15 protein-coding genes are annotated in these 16,782 nt (G+C 66.2%); 8 read left to right on the forward strand and 7 right to left on the reverse strand.

What is annotated here, in order from left to right; translation table 11 throughout:
• Window positions 1-104 precede the first annotated feature (104 nt).
• The gene (locus ACLCGK_RS09495) at window positions 105-824 is read left to right on the forward strand and encodes a 16S rRNA (uracil(1498)-N(3))-methyltransferase (RefSeq protein ID WP_013974521.1); all 720 of its coding nucleotides are present in this window, start codon (window positions 105-107) and stop codon (window positions 822-824) included.
• Here ACLCGK_RS09495 and trhA read toward each other — a convergent pair whose 3' ends face one another.
• The 7 genes from trhA to ACLCGK_RS09530 form a co-directional block, all read right to left on the reverse strand.
• A complete protein-coding gene (gene trhA, locus ACLCGK_RS09500) occupies window positions 825-1,442 on the reverse strand; it encodes a PAQR family membrane homeostasis protein TrhA (protein WP_013974522.1) in 618 nt (205 codons plus the stop codon).
• 156 nt (window positions 1,443-1,598) lie between these two features.
• On the reverse strand, window positions 1,599-2,072 hold the full coding sequence (locus ACLCGK_RS09505; RefSeq protein ID WP_015272077.1) for a chemotaxis protein CheW: 474 nt from the start codon (window positions 2,070-2,072) through the stop codon (window positions 1,599-1,601).
• Window positions 2,065-7,017: an Hpt domain-containing protein gene (locus ACLCGK_RS09510; RefSeq protein WP_410951889.1), complete on the reverse strand. Its 4,953-nt coding sequence runs from the start codon at window positions 7,015-7,017 to the stop codon at window positions 2,065-2,067. The genes ACLCGK_RS09505 and ACLCGK_RS09510 overlap by 8 nt, the downstream gene beginning before the upstream one ends.
• A 48-nt stretch (window positions 7,018-7,065) precedes the next feature.
• Complete coding sequence (locus ACLCGK_RS09515) at window positions 7,066-9,120, reverse strand: methyl-accepting chemotaxis protein (RefSeq protein ID WP_013974525.1); 2,055 nt, start codon at window positions 9,118-9,120, stop codon at window positions 7,066-7,068.
• A gap of 11 nt (window positions 9,121-9,131) precedes the next feature.
• The gene (locus tag ACLCGK_RS09520) at window positions 9,132-9,686 is read right to left on the reverse strand and encodes a chemotaxis protein CheW (protein WP_003257767.1); all 555 of its coding nucleotides are present in this window, start codon (window positions 9,684-9,686) and stop codon (window positions 9,132-9,134) included.
• Window positions 9,683-10,048: a twitching motility response regulator PilH gene (gene pilH / locus ACLCGK_RS09525; protein WP_003257768.1), complete on the reverse strand. Its 366-nt coding sequence runs from the start codon at window positions 10,046-10,048 to the stop codon at window positions 9,683-9,685. Before pilH ends, ACLCGK_RS09520 begins: the two co-directional genes overlap by 4 nt.
• Window positions 10,049-10,095: 47 nt before the next feature.
• The gene (locus ACLCGK_RS09530) at window positions 10,096-10,497 is read right to left on the reverse strand and encodes a PleD family two-component system response regulator (RefSeq protein WP_003257770.1); all 402 of its coding nucleotides are present in this window, start codon (window positions 10,495-10,497) and stop codon (window positions 10,096-10,098) included.
• Between the two features lie 212 nt (window positions 10,498-10,709).
• Here ACLCGK_RS09530 and gshB point away from each other — a divergent pair, with 212 nt between their 5' ends.
• The 7 genes from gshB (at window position 10,710) to ACLCGK_RS09565 (ending at window position 16,690) form a co-directional block, all read left to right on the forward strand.
• On the forward strand, window positions 10,710-11,663 hold the full coding sequence (gene gshB, locus ACLCGK_RS09535) for a glutathione synthase (protein WP_410951890.1): 954 nt from the start codon (window positions 10,710-10,712) through the stop codon (window positions 11,661-11,663).
• Between the two features lie 91 nt (window positions 11,664-11,754).
• Window positions 11,755-12,660 (forward strand): energy transducer TonB, encoded by a 906-nt coding sequence (locus ACLCGK_RS09540; RefSeq protein WP_013974528.1) that lies wholly within the window; start codon window positions 11,755-11,757, stop codon window positions 12,658-12,660.
• Window positions 12,661-12,830: 170 nt separating this feature from the next.
• On the forward strand, window positions 12,831-13,400 hold the full coding sequence (locus ACLCGK_RS09545; RefSeq protein WP_015272081.1) for a YqgE/AlgH family protein: 570 nt from the start codon (window positions 12,831-12,833) through the stop codon (window positions 13,398-13,400).
• Window positions 13,400-13,837, forward strand: coding sequence for a Holliday junction resolvase RuvX (gene ruvX / locus ACLCGK_RS09550; RefSeq protein WP_013974530.1), 438 nt, complete (start codon window positions 13,400-13,402; stop codon window positions 13,835-13,837). The genes ACLCGK_RS09545 and ruvX overlap by 1 nt, the downstream gene beginning before the upstream one ends.
• Before the next feature lie 49 nt (window positions 13,838-13,886).
• The gene (gene pyrR, locus ACLCGK_RS09555) at window positions 13,887-14,405 is read left to right on the forward strand and encodes a bifunctional pyr operon transcriptional regulator/uracil phosphoribosyltransferase PyrR (protein ID WP_397460317.1); all 519 of its coding nucleotides are present in this window, start codon (window positions 13,887-13,889) and stop codon (window positions 14,403-14,405) included.
• 12 nt (window positions 14,406-14,417) lie between these two features.
• Entirely contained in the window at window positions 14,418-15,422 is a 1,005-nt protein-coding gene (locus tag ACLCGK_RS09560) for an aspartate carbamoyltransferase catalytic subunit (protein WP_003257774.1), read from the forward strand.
• Window positions 15,419-16,690, forward strand: coding sequence for a dihydroorotase (locus ACLCGK_RS09565; protein WP_015272083.1), 1,272 nt, complete (start codon window positions 15,419-15,421; stop codon window positions 16,688-16,690). Before ACLCGK_RS09560 ends, ACLCGK_RS09565 begins: the two co-directional genes overlap by 4 nt.
• Window positions 16,691-16,782 lie beyond the last annotated feature (92 nt).

Raw genomic sequence — 16,782 nt, forward strand, 5'->3', positions numbered from 1 at the left:
TAGCGTCAGCGTGGCCGTACCGGCCAACTTCCACCCCGACTTCCGCGACCCGGGCACGCCCGCTCCCACAGGGGGTCTGCGTCTCTCTTCTACCGAGCAAACCCATGAGACTGTCCCGCTTTTTCATCGACGCCCCCCTGAGCCTTGGCGAGCATGACCTGCCCGAAGCCCAGGCCCACTACATCGGCCGCGTACTGCGCATGGCCCCCGGCGACGCCGTGCAGCTGTTCGACGGCAGTGGCCAGGAATACCGCGGCCAGTTGCTCGAAGTGGGCAAGAAAACCGTGCGCGTCAGCCTCGACCAGGCCCTCGCCGGCCAGGCCGATTCACCACTGCACGTACACCTCGGCCAAGGCCTGTCCCGTGGCGAGCGCATGGACTGGGCGATCCAGAAAGCCACCGAGCTGGGCGCCAACGAAATCACCCCGATCGTCAGCGAACGCTGCGAAGTGCGGCTGAAGGACGAACGCGCCGACAAGCGCCTGGCCCACTGGCGACAGGTGGCAATCAGCGCCTGCGAACAATGCGGCCGCTCGACCTTGCCGGTCATCCACCCGCCAGTGACCCTGGCCGAGTGGCTGAACAGTGCCAACGCCGACCTGAAACTGGTCCTGCACCCGGTGGCCGAACCGCTCACCAGCCATGCCAAGCCGGCCACCCTGGCCTTTCTGATCGGCCCCGAAGGCGGCCTGAGCGAAGCGGAGGTCGAGCAGGCCAAGGCTGCCGGTTTCCACGCCGCACGCCTCGGCCCACGCGTGCTGCGCACCGAAACCGCACCGGTGGTGGCACTGTCGGTGGCACAGCAACTGTGGGGTGACTTTTAACTAACGCACGTAGAACGACACCGCCACGAAATGCATGAGGCTGCCGGCGATCACGAAAAGGTGCCAGATGCCATGCCAGTGGCGGAAGCGGCTGTCGAAGGCGAAGAAGATGATGCCGACGGTGTAGAACACCCCGCCGGCAGCCAGCCAGGCAAAGCCGGCGCTGCCGAGCGAGTGCAGCAATGGCTTGACAGCCACCAGCACGATCCAGCCCATCACCGCATAGATGATGATCGACAGGATGCGCGCTTCGGAACGTGGCTTGATCTCCTGCAACATGCCGATCACCGCCAGCCCCCAGACAACCCCGAACAGGCTCCAGCCCCAGGGCCCGCGCAGGCTGACCAGGCAGAACGGCGTGTAGCTGCCCGCTATCAGCAGATAGATCGACAGGTGATCGAGCTTGCGCATGATCACCTTCGCCCGCCCGCGAGTGCTGTGGTACAGGGTAGAAATGCTGTACAGCAACAGCAAGGTGCTGCCGTAGATGGAGAAACTGACGATCTTCCACGGGTCGCCCTGCAGGCCCGCGACCACGATCAGCCAGATGGCACCGATACAGGCCAGGACGGCACCGACCAGGTGGGTCCAGGCGTTGAAGCGTTCACCGTAGTACATGCAAACACAGACCTCCTGAGGTGGGCTGGGTTCCTGTTGTGATGCTGATGGCCTCTTCGCGGGCACGCCCGCTCCCACAGGTATCCACTTGCCTTGAAGTGTATGATTTTCCTGTGGGAGCGGGCGTGCCCGCGAAAGGGCCCTGTGCCTTACATCCTAACCAATCTCAGGTTGCAGTTCCGCGTCACGCACCAGCCGTTCCAGCCCGACCAGGTCCGGTACCCGCGCTACCTGTTCGCCCACCTGCACCGCCGCCAGTTCCAGGCGACCCAGCGCCACGTCCACGTAGTTCAGCTGGCTGTCGAGCTTGCAGGAGCGCGGTATGTCCTGCAGCAACAACGCCAGGTAGCGCAGGCCGGTATCACCCAAGGCATTGAGCACCACCACGCGTGCCCGCTCGCCGCAGGGTGTCTCGCCACCGCACGCGGCTTCGAAGCCGATCAGCGGCAGGCGCTGCTGGCGCCAGTCGATCCAGCCCAGGTGCCAGGCCGGCTCGCCGCGTTGGCACACCACGTTGCGCTGGCCACTCAACTCGGCCACCGCCACGTTGGGCAACACCAGGGTACGGTCACCCAACGGCAGCAAAAGCCCGGTCAGGCTGCTGCGTTGGCCGGCGATCAGTTCAAGCATGGGTCTGGCTCCAGTGGGCAATGCTCTGCAACAGGACCGACTCCTGATACGGCTTGCCCAGGTATTCGTTGACACCGATGGCCATGGCGCGGTCGCGGTGCTTCTGCCCGGTGCGCGAAGTAATCATTATGATCGGCAAGTCTTTCAGACGCTCGTCACGGCGGATACGTGTGGCCACCTCGAAGCCGTCCATGCGCGGCATCTCGATGTCCAGCAGCAACACATCGGGGCGGTGTTCTTCCAGCAGGGCCATTGCATCGACCCCGTCCTTGGCCGTCAGCACACTCATGCCGTGGCGTTCCAACAGGCGGCTGGTGACCTTGCGCACAGTCACCGAATCGTCCACCACCATTACCAGCAACGCCCGCCGTGGCGCCGGGCCGAACACCTGGCGCCGAGCCGCACCGCCACCCGGCAGGCGCGCCAGGCGCCGCTGCTGGCCACGCAACTGGCCCAGCAGGTCGAGAATCAGTACCACCCGACCATCGCCCAACAGCGTTGCCCCCGACAACCCGGCAACTGCGGCAAACTGCGGCCCCAGGCTCTTCACCACGATCTCGCGGCTGGGCGACAGGCTATCGGCCTGGATGGCGAACGATTGCTCCTGGGAATGCACCAGCAGCACTGGCAGCGGCACACTCTGCCCGAGCAATGCCGGGCGTGGCATGCCCTGCAGCAGCTCACCCAGGTAGCGCAGCTCGTATTCGTGGCCGGCGTACACATAGCGTGGGGCGTCCAGCTGGTAGCACGCCGCCAGTTCGGCCGGCGGCACGCGGACGATGCCCTCGATAGTGTTCAACGGAATGGCGTACTGCTCTTCACCCAGGTGCACCATCAGCGCGCGGTTGACCGACACGGTGAACGGCAGGCGGATCAGGAAGCGCGCGCCCTTGCCCTGGGCCGACTCGATACTCATCGAGCCGCCCAACTGCTTGACCTCCTCGTGCACCACGTCCATGCCCAGGCCACGCCCGGAAATCTGGGTGATCTTCTCGGCAGTGGAAAAGCCCGGGCGCAGAATGAATTGAAGGATCTCGTGATCGCTCAATTGCGCCTGCGGGTCCAGCAGGCCGCGCTTGATGGCCTTGCGGCGCACCGCTTCCAGTGGCACGCCGGCACCGTCGTCGGTCATTTCGATAACGATATCCGCGCCTTCGTGCAGCAGATTCAGGTGAATGGTGCCCTGCTCCGGCTTGCCCGCGGCCAGGCGCATTTCGCGGCTTTCCAGGCCATGGTCGACGGCGTTGCGCAGCATGTGCTCCAGCGGCGCCACCATACGTTCGAGCACGCTGCGGTCGAGTTCACCCTCGGCATTGCCGACCACCAGCTCCACCTGCTTGCCCAGCTCGCTGGCCACCTGCCGTACCACACGCTGCAAGCGCGGCACCAGGCGCTCGAAGGGTACCATCAGGGTAGCGGTCAGGCCTTCCTGCAACTGGCTGTTCACCCGCGCTTGCTGCTGCAGCAGGCTGTGGGCTTCCTGGGCGCGCTGTGCCAGGGTTTCCTTGAGGTCGAGCAAGTCCGAGGCAGACTCGAACAGGGCCCGCGACAGCTGCTGCAGTTGCGAGTGGCGGTCCATTTCCAGCGGGTCGAAGTCGTCGTAGGCATCGCCTTCGAACTGTTGCCGGCTGGAGATCCGCCCTTGGGTCTCGATGTCCAGCCGCAGCAACTGATCGCGCATGCGCTCGAGGGTGGTTTCCATCTCATTGAGGGTAAACTGCGCATCGTTGACCTGCTGCTCGATGCGCCCACGGATGATCGAGTGCTCACCGGCCAGGTTGCCCAGATCGTCGAGCAACTCGGCATCGACCTTGACCATGTCGCCCGGTGCCCGCTCCGGTGCCACCGCCGGGGCCTCACTGGTTGCGGCTTCGACCGGCCCCTGGCCGGCGGCGCTATCGGCCAGGGCCGAGAAGCTGAAGTTGCGGATGTAGTCGATCAGCGCGGTGGCGGCATGCAGCGGTTGCCCCAGGCGCACGGCATCGAGCATGTGCGCCAGGCGGTCATGGCAGTTCTGCAGCAAGGCGAACAGTGGCGCGCTCGGTGGCATACGGCCTGCGGCCAGCAGTTCGTAGAGAAACTCCAGTTCGTGGGCCAGGTCGCCGATTGGCGCGATTTCGACCATGCGCGCCACGCCCTTCAGGGTGTGCAGGTCGCGCATCAGGTTGTCCACCTCGACACTGCTGCGCGGGTCGGCCTGCCAGCGCGCCAGGGCTGCGGCGGCACTCTCGACGATGTCCGAGCTTTCTTCGAGGAACACTTCCAGCAGCTCTTCGCCAGGGCTTTCCGGCTCTTCGACCAGCGGCTCGGCCACAGCCGGCAGCAAAGGGTTGTGCGCAGGCCCCAGGCCAAGGGTATCGGCCAGGTCCATGTCCGGATGCAACGGCGTGACCGTGTCGATGCCCACCAGGCCAGTGGCGTCCGGTGCCAGGGCCTGGCCCAGCAGGTGGCGCAGGCTGTCGACCAGCTCTGGCCTTGGCGGGATGTCCTGCCCGGCCGCCACTTCGTCGAGCATGTCCAGCAGGGCTTCATGGGCCCGCTGCACGTGGGCGAAGAACCGTGCATCGGCGGGCAGGCTGCCCTCCTCCACGGCGCCGTACAAGTCGAGCAAGGCCTCGCACACGTCATCCATCTGCCACAGGTCGGCCAGGTGCGCGGCGTGGCCCAGGGTAGTCAGTTCGTCGAGCAGGGTGTCCAGCGCATCGCGCTGGCCGGGCTGTTCCTGCCAGCGCGACAGCAACGACTCGGCATCCAGCAGGATATCCATGGCCTGGGCCAGGAAACTGGCGATCAACTGCGGGTCGCGCTTGCTGCGCCGCGCATGCTGCGGGTCGTCATGCAAGCTGGCCAGGTGCGCGTCCACCGCCTGGCCGACCTGCTCGATCAGCTCCGCGGCACCGGGGATGGCCGCCAGCGGCGTGCTGTCGAGTTGCGCCAGGCCCAGGTGGAACAGCGAGCGCGCAGCTTCCAGCCATTCGATCTCGGCCATTTGCAGGGGCAATTGATGACCCTTGTATTCACGTGCCAGGCGGTCGAAGGCGGTGGCCAGTTCGGCGACCGGCATCACCCCGGCCATGGCGGCACTGCCCTTGAGCGTATGCAGGGCGCGCTGCAGGCCATCGCTGACCTGCGTATCGTGGCCGTCGGCGCCCTGCAGGAAAGCATCCAGGCTGGCCAGGTGGCCCTGCGCCTCGCTGCGGAAAATGTCGAGCAGTTGCGGATCGAGGCCGTCGATGTCGGCCGCCACCGGGGCATCGTTTTCGGCGAGGGCATGCAGGTGCCCGGCCAGTTGCTCGATTTCCGTCAGTTGCGGCAACTGGCCTGCGGCGAAGTCGGCCAGCAGGTCGGGCAGGTAGACGAATACCTGCTGCAGGGCCACCACGCCTTCCGGGCTGAGCACGCTGCGGCCCTCGAGTACCCGGTTCAGCAGGTGTTCTGCGCCCCAGGCCAGCTCGGCCACCGCCTCGGCATGCACCATGCGGCCGCTGCCCTTGAGCGTATGCAAGGCGCGGCGTACTTCTCCCAGTGCCTCGCGCTGCTGGTTGTCGGCACGCCAGCGCAACCAGTGGCGCTCGATTTCCGGCAGCAGTTCACCGGCCTCGTCGAGAAACACTTCACGCAGCTCGTCATCGATGCCATCAGCGCTGCCATCCTGGCCTGCGGTGGCCTCGACCATCGCGCAGTGCACACCCAGTGTCGCCAGGCTGGCGCGCGCCATGTCGATGAAGGGCTGGCCATCCGCCAATGGGTCCGCCACCCGCCATTGCAGGTAGCATTCGGCGGCGCTCAGGGCCTCGGCCAAGTGCGTCAGCTCATCGGCTGGCGGCTCCACCTCCAGGTGCTGCAGCCACCGCTGCACATAGCTGGCGCAACCAGCAAACAGCTCGGCCACGGTCGGCAGCATCAACATCGCCAGTGCACCACGAATCTGCTGCAACAGCCCTGGCAAAGGTTGCAGGCGTTGCCGAGGCCAGCCGGATTCCAGGCAATCGCCGATCAGGTCCTTGGCCTGCTGCAGCACATTCAGCGACTCGTTCAACACCAGCTGGCGGATTTCGGCCAGGTCCGAGCCCGGCAGGCCGCCCTGGCCGTTTTCCTCCAGCGGGCCGACCATGCCATTGAGCGTGGCCTCCACGTACAGCAGGGCCCCCGCTACATCCATCAACACCGCGTCGTCCACGGCCCGCTCGCCCTGGGCCAGGGCCTGCAGCGCCAGCACCTGGTCGATGATCACCCGGCGTGGCTGCTGGAAGCCAAGCACCGCCAGGGTGTCGGCCACGTGGCGCAGCGGTGCCAGCAGGGCATCGAGTTGCTCGCTGTGCTGGCGATCGCCACGCACGAACTGGTCCAGGCGCTCCTTGATGCGCATCAGGTCGTCGCACAGCGCGGTCACCACCGAGCGCAGGGCATCGCGGCCAGGCCCTGCCTGCAGCTGCTCGCGCCAGTTGCCCAGCGACAGGTCGAGGTTGGCCAGGTCGTCGGCACCGGCAAAGCGTTGGGTGGCGCCGCTGATCAGGCTGGCCTGGGCCAACGGCTCCTCGCCACGGCAGGCACGCAGTTGGTTGAGCAGCGGCAGCATCACCAGTGGCAGGTCGTGGCGGGCGCCGCGCAGGCGTTCCAGATACGATGGCAATTGCTCCAGGCCGCGGAACAACGCGCCCAGGCAATCACCGCGGGGGCTGACCTGACCATCGGCCAGGGCCTTGGCGAACAGCTCCAGTTCTTCAGCCAGGCGCGTGGCACCGCGCAGTTCGAGCATGCGCAGGCAGCCGTGGACCTGGTGCAGGTTGTCGACCACGAATGCCAGCATCGACAGGTCGCCAGGCTCGCCGGCAAAGCGCTCCAGCGCCTGGCGCGCCTGGCCCAGGCAGTCGAGGATGGCGGCTTTGGTCCAGGCCAGCGCCACGGTGTCGTGGCGCTCGGGGCTTACAGCTGCTACAGCCATGGGCATTCCTCGGCGCGGCTTTTCAGTAGAGCTCATCAGTAGGGCTATTCACTTGGGTTCTGCTGGTGGTGGCAGGGTGAACCCGGACACCGAACGGCGCATCTCGCTGGCCATGCGTGCCAGGTGGCGGATGCTGTCGGCAGTGGCGCCGGAGCCGGCGGAGGTCTGCGCGGTAATCTGCTGGATGACCGCCATGGTGTGGGAGATCTGCCCGGCAGACGAAGTCTGCAGCTGGGCGGCATCGGAGATGCTGTGGATAAGGTCGGCGAGGTTCTGCGAGACGCCTTCGATCTCGGCCAGCGCCACCCCGGCATCCTGGGCCAGGCGGGCACCGCGCACCACCTCGGCGGTGGTCTGCTCCATGGATATCACCGCCTCGTTGGTGTCGGCCTGGATGGTGCGCACCAGCGCTTCGATCTGCCGGGTGGCCGATGACGAGCGCTCGGCCAGGCGCTGCACTTCGTCGGCGACCACGGCGAACCCACGGCCGGCCTCGCCGGCCAGCGAGGCCTGGATCGCCGCGTTGAGAGCGAGGATGTTGGTCTGGTCGGCAATGTCGTCGATCAGGCTGACGATATCGCCGATTTCCTGGGAGGACTCACCGAGGCGCTTGATCCGTTTGGCGGTGTCCTGGATCTGTTCGCGAATGTTGTCCATGCCGTTGATGGTGTTGTGCACCACCTCGTTGCCCTTGTTGGCGATCGCCACCGAGCGCTCGGCCACCTTGGCCGACTCGTAGGCATGCGCCGAAACCCGGTCGATCGATTCGACCATGTCGCCAACCGCCTCGGAAGCCTCGCTGATCTGTTCGGCCTGGTGCTCCGAGGCCTTGGCCAGCTGGCGTGCGGTGTTCTGTGTGTCCTGCACGGCGGCAGCGACCTGCACGGCACTGTGGTTGATGGTGGCGACCAGGTCGCGCAATTGGTCCACGGAATAGTTGATCGAGTCGGCAATGGCGCCGGTGAAGTCTTCGGTCACCGATACGGTCACGGTCAGGTCGCCGTCAGCCAGCTCTTCGATTTCGTCGAGCAGGCGCATGATCGCCTGCTGGTTGCGTTCGTTCTTTTCCGCCGTCTCACGCAGCTGGCGGTTGGTGGTGCGTACCATGACCAGGCCGATGAGGATGATCGAAGCCAGCGCCAGAAGGCCCAGGACATAGCCGCCGACGGTGTCGAGCGTGCGCCCGCCAGCCAGGTTCTCGAAACCGTTGGCCAGGTGCGAGGCCTCGTCGAGCAGGGTTTGCGACAGGCTGAAGATGTTGCCTGCAGCCTCGCGCACGCGGAACAGTTCCGGCGAGGTTTCGAGGATTTCATCCACCGAGCCGGCAACGAACTGGAACAGCTCGGCAATTTCAGCCAGGCGCGCACGGGCATCGGCGTCCTCGACACGGGTCACCTGGATCGCCGCGTTGCCACTGAGCATGCCCTCGAGCACCTGGCCGAAGCGCCCGGCATCGCGGCCGAAGGCATCCGCCGCCTGGGCCGCGGCATCGTCACCGGCCAGCACGGTGTTGACCGAGCCGAGAATGCGTTCGGCCAGCAGCAACTGGCGCTGGGCCACCGCCACCTGGCTGGCCGGGGCGCCACTCTGCAGCAGGATCTCGACCACTTTCTCGTATTCCACCTGCAACTGCGGCACGGTCTCGGCCAGGGTCGCCGCCACCTGGTGCAGCGACAGCACGGTCTGCTCGCTGGCCAGGATGGTGTCGGTGTTCTTGCGCAGGTTTTCCCAGTCGCGGCGTACCGCTTCCATCTCGTCACGCACCATGGGCGGCGCAGGTGGCAGGCCGGTGGACTTGTCACCTTCACGCAAGTAGCCCCAGCGCCGTTCGAAATCGTTGCGCGCGTCCGACAGCAGCTTGAAGGCCAGGGCCTTGCCGGTGGCGGCTTCGGTGGCGTTCTTGGCGATGCGCTGCGACAGCACCCGCAGTTCGCCGGCGTGGCCGATGTACTGCTTGTCGTAGTTGGACTGGGTGTTCAGGTAGGCAAAGTTGGCGAACAGCAGAATGATCGACAGGATCAGGATCAGGAACAGCACGGTGATCTGCGCGATGCTGCGGGTACGTGGGGTCACGGTGGTGACGGGGGTGGCAGGCTTGTTCACGTTCGCAGGTCCTATAACGCCACATCGAGAAAGCCCGGCGCCTGGGCCAGGGCGAAGGGGCTGAAGATCGCCCAGTTGCGTTCACGCGGGAAATGCCCCTGCACGAAAGGTGCAGCGGCGCGGATCAAGGGCTGTGGCGGCGACAGTTGCAGGCTGTCGAGGGCAAAGTGCTGCAGGCCCAGCACCTCGTCCACCAGCAGGCCGACGAACAGGTCCTCGTGGTCCAGCACCAGCACCCGCCGCTGCTTGCCCGGGGCGGCGTGGCCCAGGCCGAAGAAACTGCTCAGGTCCATCACCGGTAACAGCCGCCCGCGCAGGTTGGCTACCCCGCACACCCACGGCTGCACGCCGGGGACGCGGCTGCTGCGCGGTTCGCGCAGCACCTCGGCAACCTCGCCCATGGGCGCGACGAACCATTGCCCGGCTATGCGGAAGCCGATGCCGCTCCACTGTTGCAGGCGGTTGTCCTGCGGCGGCTGGTCGGCGACCAGCAGGCGGCAGCGCCGGTCGATGTCCAGCAACAACTCGAAGGCGGTCAGCGACGCGCCCTGCGGGCGGGTGGTCAAGCCCCGAGCACTTCTTTGAGCTTGGCGATCAGCGCGTCCTCTTCCACCGGCTTGGTCAGGAAGTCACGAGCGCCCTGGCGCGTGGCCCAGATACGGTCGGTTTCCTGGTCCTTGGTGGTGACCACGATCACCGGGATGGTGCTGGTTTCCGGGTCCTTGCTGAGCTGGCGGGTGGCCTGGAAGCCGTTCATGCCGGGCATCACGATGTCCATCAACACCGCGTCGGGCTTGTCCTGCCGTGCCAGGGCCACGCCATCGGCACCGTTGTTGGCCTTGAGCACCTGGTAGCCGTGCTTTTCCAGCCATTCGGTCAATCGGTACATCTCTGTCGGCGAGTCGTCGACAATCAGAACTCGGGCCATGCTGGTTCCCCATCAGGAAAGAAAGACCGTGCCATGGCGGGGCGCGGTCAGGGTGCGTGTTGTTGGGCTGCGGCAAAACCGGGCACGTGGGCGCGGATCGCGTCGAGCAGTTCTTCCTTGCTGAACGGTTTGGTCAGGAACTGGTCGGAGCCGACCACCCGGCCGCGGGCCTTGTCGAACAGGCCGTCACGTGACGACAGCAGAATGACCGGGGTGTCCTTGAAGGCACTGTTGTGCTTGATCACCGCGCAGGTCTGGTAGCCGTCCAGGCGCGGCATCAACACATCGACGAAGATGATGCTGGGCTGGTGGTCGACGATCTTGGCCAGGGCATCGAAGCCATCGCTGGCGGTGATCACCTCGCAGCCCGCTTCACCGAGCAACATCTGTGCGGTGCGGCGGATCGTGCGCGAGTCGTCGATCACCATCACCTTCAGGGGTTGTTCCATCACTTGGGCTACCGTCGCTGCTTATGCCGAATTCCTGGAGCTGCTGCGCAGCCCCAAAGGCCTGTTGTATAGCGCTATGACTGGCATTTTTAGCACACTCCGGGTGGCCGTTCCATCTGCGGCGCCCCTTGACCGGCGGCGTTCACGGCGCCACCCTGAGCCACTTTTCTTTCGATCCATCGCGGCCACGTGCCGCCAAGAGGAACCACCCCATGAGCGTTCGCCTCGGCATTGTCATGGACCCCATCGCGTCCATCTCCTACAAGAAGGACAGCTCGCTGGCCATGCTGCTGGCCGCACAGGCGCGCGGCTGGAGCCTGTTCTACATGGAACAGCGCGATATGTACCTGGGCGCCGGCCAGGCCCGTGCGCAGATGCGCCCGCTGAAAGTGTTCGCCGACCCGGCCCGCTGGTTCGAGCTGGGCGAGGAGCAGGACAGCGCGCTGGCCGAGCTGGACGTGATCCTGATGCGCAAGGACCCGCCCTTCGACATGGAGTTCGTCTACAGCACCTACCTGCTGGAGCAGGCCGAGCGCGAGGGGGTACTGGTGGTCAACCGCCCGCAGAGCCTGCGCGACTGCAACGAAAAACTGTTCGCCACCCAGTTCCCGCAGTGCATGGCGCCGACCCTGGTCAGCCGTCGCGCCGACATCCTGCGCGAATTCGCCACAACCCACGGCGACGTGATCCTCAAGCCGCTGGACGGCATGGGCGGCACCTCGGTGTTCCGCCACCGCCCGGGTGACCCTAACCTGTCGGTGATCCTCGAGACCCTGACCCAGCACGGCGGCCAGCAGATCATGGCGCAGGCCTACCTGCCCGAGATCAAGGACGGCGACAAACGCATCCTGATGATCGACGGCGAGCCGGTGGACTACTGCCTGGCGCGTATCCCGGCCAGCGGCGAGACCCGTGGCAACCTGGCCGCCGGCGGCCGTGGCGAAGCACGCCCGCTGACCGACCGCGACCGCTGGATCGCCGCCCAGGTCGGCCCGACCCTGCGCGAGAAGGGCCTGATGTTCGTGGGCCTGGACGTGATCGGCGACTACCTCACCGAAATCAACGTCACCAGCCCCACCTGCATCCGCGAGATCGATGCCGCCTACAACACCAATATCGGCGGGCAATTGATGGATGCCATTGATCGCCAGCTGAAGGCGCGCTGACCGCCGACGCACGGCAACAACCCAGAGTGGGGTATGATGCGGGTCCTTTTAGCCTGGCCTGCTGCCCCGCCCTGCGGTTGCTGGAAACCCGATGACGCTGCCCGCTGACATCCCCGCCGACCTGCTGCCCCCCCGTGTTCGCCCGGTGGACCGGCTCGGCTTTACCCTGTTCCTGGCTGCCCTGGTGCACCTGGCGCTGATCCTCGGCGTCGGCTTCAGCGTGGTCAAGCCTGCAGAAATCCGCCACACCATGGACATCACCCTGGCCACCTTCAAGAGCGAGAAACCGCCGGAGAAGGCCGATTTCCAGGCCCAGGACAACCAGCAGGGCAGCGGCACCCTGGACAAGAAAGCGGTGCCCAAGACCACCGAACTGGCACCGTTCCAGGACAGCAAGATCAACAAGATCACCCCGCCACCCGCCGCGAAGCCCGAGGTGGTACCGCCCCCTGTCCCGCAGAAGTCGGCGGTAGTGACCACGGCGCCCAAGCCACAGAAGGTCGAGCCCAAGCCCAGGGAAAGCAAGCCACAGCCCAAGCCGGCAGCCCCGGCACCGGACTTCGACAGCTCGCAGTTGTCCAGCCAGATCGCCAGCCTGGAGGCGGAGCTGTCCAACGAGCAGCAGATGTACGCCAAGCGCCCGCGCATCCACCGGCTCAATGCCGCCTCGACCATGCGCGACAAGGGGGCCTGGTACAAGGAAGAGTGGCGCAAGAAGGTCGAGCGGGTGGGCAACCTGAACTACCCCGATGAAGCGCGCCGGCAACAGATCTACGGCAACCTGCGCATGATGGTGTCGATCAACCGCGATGGCTCGTTGTACGAGGTACTGGTGCTGGAGTCGTCCGGGCAACCGGTGCTTGACCAGGCGGCGCAGCGCATCGTGCGGCTGGCGGCGCCGTTTGCGCCGTTTACCGGGGACCTGGCCGAGTTTGACCGGCTGGAGATCATCCGCACCTGGCGCTTTGCCCGTGGGGACCGTTTGTCCAGTAACTGATTTGCTGGCTGTACCGGCCCTTTGGCGGGCATGCCCGCTCCCACAGGATCTCCGCTGGGTTCAGCTACTGTGAGGTTCCTGTGGGAGCGGGCGTGCCCGCGAAGAGGCCGGCACGATCGACACAAAACCGCACCTTGTCAGCCTCGCCACCTGGCGCCACACTATCCCCCATGAAAACCCTCACGCCGAGCTACCTCAAGCATCAGTTCCTGATCGCCATGCCGCACATGGCCGATCCGAACTTCGCCCAGACCCTCACGTACATCGTCGAGCACAACGCCCATGGCGCCATGGGCCTGGTGGTCAACCGGCCGCAGGAGCTGAACCTGGCCGACATCCTCGAGCAGCTGCGCCCGGACGAAATGCCACCGGCCAGCACCTTGCAGGTGCCGATCTACCAAGGTGGCCCGGTACAGACCGACCGTGGCTTCGTGCTGCACAGCAGCGAATGCAGTTTCCAGGCCACCGTGGCGCTGGAAGGGCTGTCGCTGACCACCTCGCAGGATATATTGCTTGCCATCGCCGCCGGGGTAGGCCCGAAACAGAGCCTGATCACCCTGGGCTATGCCGGCTGGGAAGCGGGCCAACTGGAAGCGGAGCTTGCCGACAACGCCTGGCTCAACTGCCCGTTCGACCCTGAAATCATCTTCGGCCTGACCAGCGACCTGCGCCTGGAAGCCGCCGCCGCCAGCCTGGGGATCAACCTGAACCTGCTGACCAGCCAGGCGGGCCACGCCTGATGGCCGAACTGCACCCTGAACTGCGTCTGCTGCTGGGCTTCGACTACGGCAGCAAACAGATCGGCGTAGCCGTCGGCCAGGTGGTTACCGGCCAGGCCCGCGAGCTTTGCACTCTGAAGGCACAGAATGGCGTGCCGGACTGGGCCCAGGTGGAAAAGCTGATTGCCGAATGGAAGCCCGACGCCATCGTCGTCGGCCTGCCGCTGAACATGGACGGCACCCCCAGCGAAATGAGCGCCCGCGCAGAAAAGTTCGCCCGCCGCCTGAACGGCCGCTTCAACCTGCCCGTGCACACCCACGACGAACGCCTGACCACCTTCGAGGCCAAGGGCGAGCGCATGGCCCGTGGCGGCCAGCGCGGCAGCTACCGCGACAACCCGGTCGATGCCATCGCCGCCGCCCTGTTGCTGCAAGGCTGGCTGGAGGCCAATACCTGATCATCTTTGCCGCCGGCCCCGCCCGGCGCACCCTTCCGAGGAGCCCGCAATGAGCCTACCCAATCCCGCCGACCTGATTCGGCAGATGGCTGTCGACCTTCGTGCCCACCTGGCGCGCCGGGCAATTACCGAGCCGCGCTACATCGGTATCCGCACCGGCGGCGTCTGGGTTGCCCAGGCCCTGCAGGAAGCCATGGGCGACACCAGCCCCATGGGCACTCTGGACGTCTCGTTCTATCGCGACGACTTCAGCCAGAACGGCCTGCACCCGCAAGTGCGCCCGTCCGAGCTGCCGTTCGAGGTCGAGGGCCAGCACCTGGTGCTGGTGGATGACGTGCTGATGAGCGGCCGCACGGTACGCGCCGCGCTCAACGAACTGTTCGATTATGGCCGCCCGGCCAGCGTCACCCTGGTCTGCCTGCTGGACCTGGATGCCGGCGAACTGCCAATCCGCCCGAATGTACTCGGCGCCACCCTGTCGCTGCCCCCCAATGAACGGGTAAAATTGACCGGACCCGCACCGCTCGCCCTCGAGCGCCAGGACCTCGCCTCCGCTTCCGCCCTTTAAGAGTCCCCCGCGATGACGCCAATCGACGCCAAGCGCCCGCTGCAGCTCAATGATCAGGGCCAGCTGCGCCACTTCCTCTCGCTCGACGGTTTGCCCCGCGAACTGCTCACCGAGATCCTCGACACCGCCGACTCCTTCCTGGAAGTCGGTGCCCGCGCCGTGAAGAAAGTCCCGTTGCTGCGCGGCAAGACTGTGTGCAACGTGTTCTTCGAGAACTCCACCCGTACCCGTACAACGTTCGAACTGGCGGCCCAACGCCTGTCGGCCGACGTGATCAGCCTGAACGTGTCGACCTCCTCGACCAGCAAGGGCGAAACCCTGTTCGATACCCTGCGCAACCTCGAAGCCATGGCCGCCGACATGTTCGTGGTGCGCCACTCCGACTCCGGGGCTGCGCACTTCATCGCCGAGCATGTGTGCCCGGAAGTTGCCGTGATCAACGGCGGTGACGGCCGCCACGCGCACCCGACCCAAGGCATGCTCGACATGCTCACCATCCGCCGCCACAAGGGCAGCTTCGAGAACCTGTCGGTGGCCATCGTCGGCGACATCCTGCACTCGCGCGTGGCCCGCTCCGACATGCTGGCGCTCAAAGCGCTGGGCTGCCCGGACATCCGCGTGATCGGCCCGAAAACCCTGATCCCGATCGGTATCGAGCAGTACGGCGTGAAGGTCTACACGGACCTCGCCGAAGGCCTGAAGGACGTCGACGTGGTGATCATGCTGCGCCTGCAGCGTGAGCGCATGGCCGGCGGCCTGCTGCCCAGCGAAGGCGAGTTCTACCGCCTGTTCGGCCTGACCACCGCGCGCCTGGCCGGCGCCAAGCCCGACGCCATCGTCATGCACCCGGGCCCGATCAACCGTGGCGTGGAAATCGAGTCGGCGGTGGCCGACGGCAAGCACTCGGTGATCCTCAACCAGGTCACCTACGGCATCGCCGTGCGCATGGCAGTGCTGTCCATGGCCATGAGCGGGCAGAACGCGCAACGTCAATTCGACCAGGAGAACGCCCAGTGACCATCAGTATTCTCGGCGCCCGGGTCATCGACCCGAACAGCGGCCTGGACCAGGTCACCGACCTGCACCTGGACGGCGGCCGTATTGCCGCCATCGGTGCAGCCCCGGCTGGCTTCAGCGCCAGCCGCACGATCCAGGCTGATGGCCTGGTCGCCGCACCCGGCCTGGTCGACCTCGGCGTGTCCCTGCGCGAGCCGGGCTACAGCCGCAAAGGCAACATCGCCAGTGAAACCCGCGCCGCCGTCGCCGGCGGTGTCACCAGCCTGTGCTGCCCGCCGCAGACCAAGCCGGTGCTGGACACCTCGGCCGTGGCCGAGCTTATCCTTGACCGCGCCCGCGAGGCCGCCAACAGCAAGGTCTACCCGATCGGCGCCCTGACCAAGGGCCTGGAAGGCGAGCAACTGGCCGAGCTGGTGGCACTGCGCGACACCGGCTGCGTGGCCTTCGGCAATGGCCTGAAGGAAATCCCCAACAACCGTACCCTGGCCCGCGCCCTGGAATACGCCGCCACCTTCGACCTGACCGTGGTGTTCCATTCCCAGGACCGCGACCTGGCCCAAGGCGGCCTGGCTCACGAAGGTGCCATGGCCAGCTTCCTCGGCCTGCCGGGCATTCCGGAAACCGCCGAGACCGTGGCCCTGGCGCGCAATCTGCTGCTGGTGGAACAGACCGGCGTGCGTGCGCACTTCACCCAGATCACCAGCGCCCGTGGCGCGCGGCTGATCGAGCAGGCCCAGCAGCTTGGCCTGCCGGTGACCGCCGATGTGGCGCTGTACCAACTGATCCTTACCGACGAGTCGCTGCGTGAGTTCTCCAGCCTGTACCACGTGCAGCCACCGCTGCGCACCGCCGCCGACCGTGACGGCCTGCGTGCGGCGGTGAAGTCGGGCGTGATCCAAGCGATCTCCAGCCATCACCAGCCACACGAGCGCGACGCCAAGCTGGCCCCGTTCGGCGCCACCGAGCCGGGCATCAGCAGTGTCGAACTATTGTTGCCGCTGGCCATGACCCTGGTGCAGGACGGCCTGCTCGACCTGCCAACCTTGCTGGCCCGCCTGAGCAGCGGCCCGGCGGCAGCCCTGCGCCTGCCGGCTGGCGAGCTGAAAGTGGGAGGCGCGGCCGACCTGGTGCTGTTCGACCCGCAAGCCTCGACCGTGGCCGGCGAGCAGTGGTTCTCGCGCGGCGAGAACTGCCCGTTCATCGGCCACTGCCTGCCGGGTGCGGTGCGTTATACCTTGGTCGATGGGCATGTCTGCCACGAGGCCTGAGTGAAGTTCTTCGCGGGCACGCCCGCGAATGCCCTTGCAGGGTTCCCCCTGCCATGCGCGACCATTCATCCCCCACGGTTGAAATCCTTCCC

The sequence above is a fragment of the Pseudomonas sp. S1(2024) genome (genome assembly GCF_046557535.1).

Bases quoted from the DNA above. Each gene is read 5' to 3' on its own strand.
- pyrR (WP_397460317.1), top strand. From the start codon at position 13,887: ATGAGCCTACCCAATCCCGCCGACCTGATTCGGCAGATGGCTGTCGAC.
- pilH (WP_003257768.1), bottom strand. From the start codon at position 10,048: ATGGCCCGAGTTCTGATTGTCGACGACTCGCCGACAGAGATGTACCGA.
- ACLCGK_RS09505 (WP_015272077.1), bottom strand. From the start codon at position 2,072: ATGCTTGAACTGATCGCCGGCCAACGCAGCAGCCTGACCGGGCTTTTG.
- trhA (WP_013974522.1), bottom strand. From the start codon at position 1,442: ATGTACTACGGTGAACGCTTCAACGCCTGGACCCACCTGGTCGGTGCC.
- ruvX (WP_013974530.1), top strand. From the start codon at position 13,400: ATGGCCGAACTGCACCCTGAACTGCGTCTGCTGCTGGGCTTCGACTAC.
- ACLCGK_RS09530 (WP_003257770.1), bottom strand. From the start codon at position 10,497: ATGGAACAACCCCTGAAGGTGATGGTGATCGACGACTCGCGCACGATC.
- ACLCGK_RS09545 (WP_015272081.1), top strand. From the start codon at position 12,831: ATGAAAACCCTCACGCCGAGCTACCTCAAGCATCAGTTCCTGATCGCC.
- ACLCGK_RS09510 (WP_410951889.1), bottom strand. From the start codon at position 7,017: ATGGCTGTAGCAGCTGTAAGCCCCGAGCGCCACGACACCGTGGCGCTG.
- ACLCGK_RS09560 (WP_003257774.1), top strand. From the start codon at position 14,418: ATGACGCCAATCGACGCCAAGCGCCCGCTGCAGCTCAATGATCAGGGC.
- ACLCGK_RS09540 (WP_013974528.1), top strand. From the start codon at position 11,755: ATGACGCTGCCCGCTGACATCCCCGCCGACCTGCTGCCCCCCCGTGTT.
- gshB (WP_410951890.1), top strand. From the start codon at position 10,710: ATGAGCGTTCGCCTCGGCATTGTCATGGACCCCATCGCGTCCATCTCC.
- ACLCGK_RS09495 (WP_013974521.1), top strand. From the start codon at position 105: ATGAGACTGTCCCGCTTTTTCATCGACGCCCCCCTGAGCCTTGGCGAG.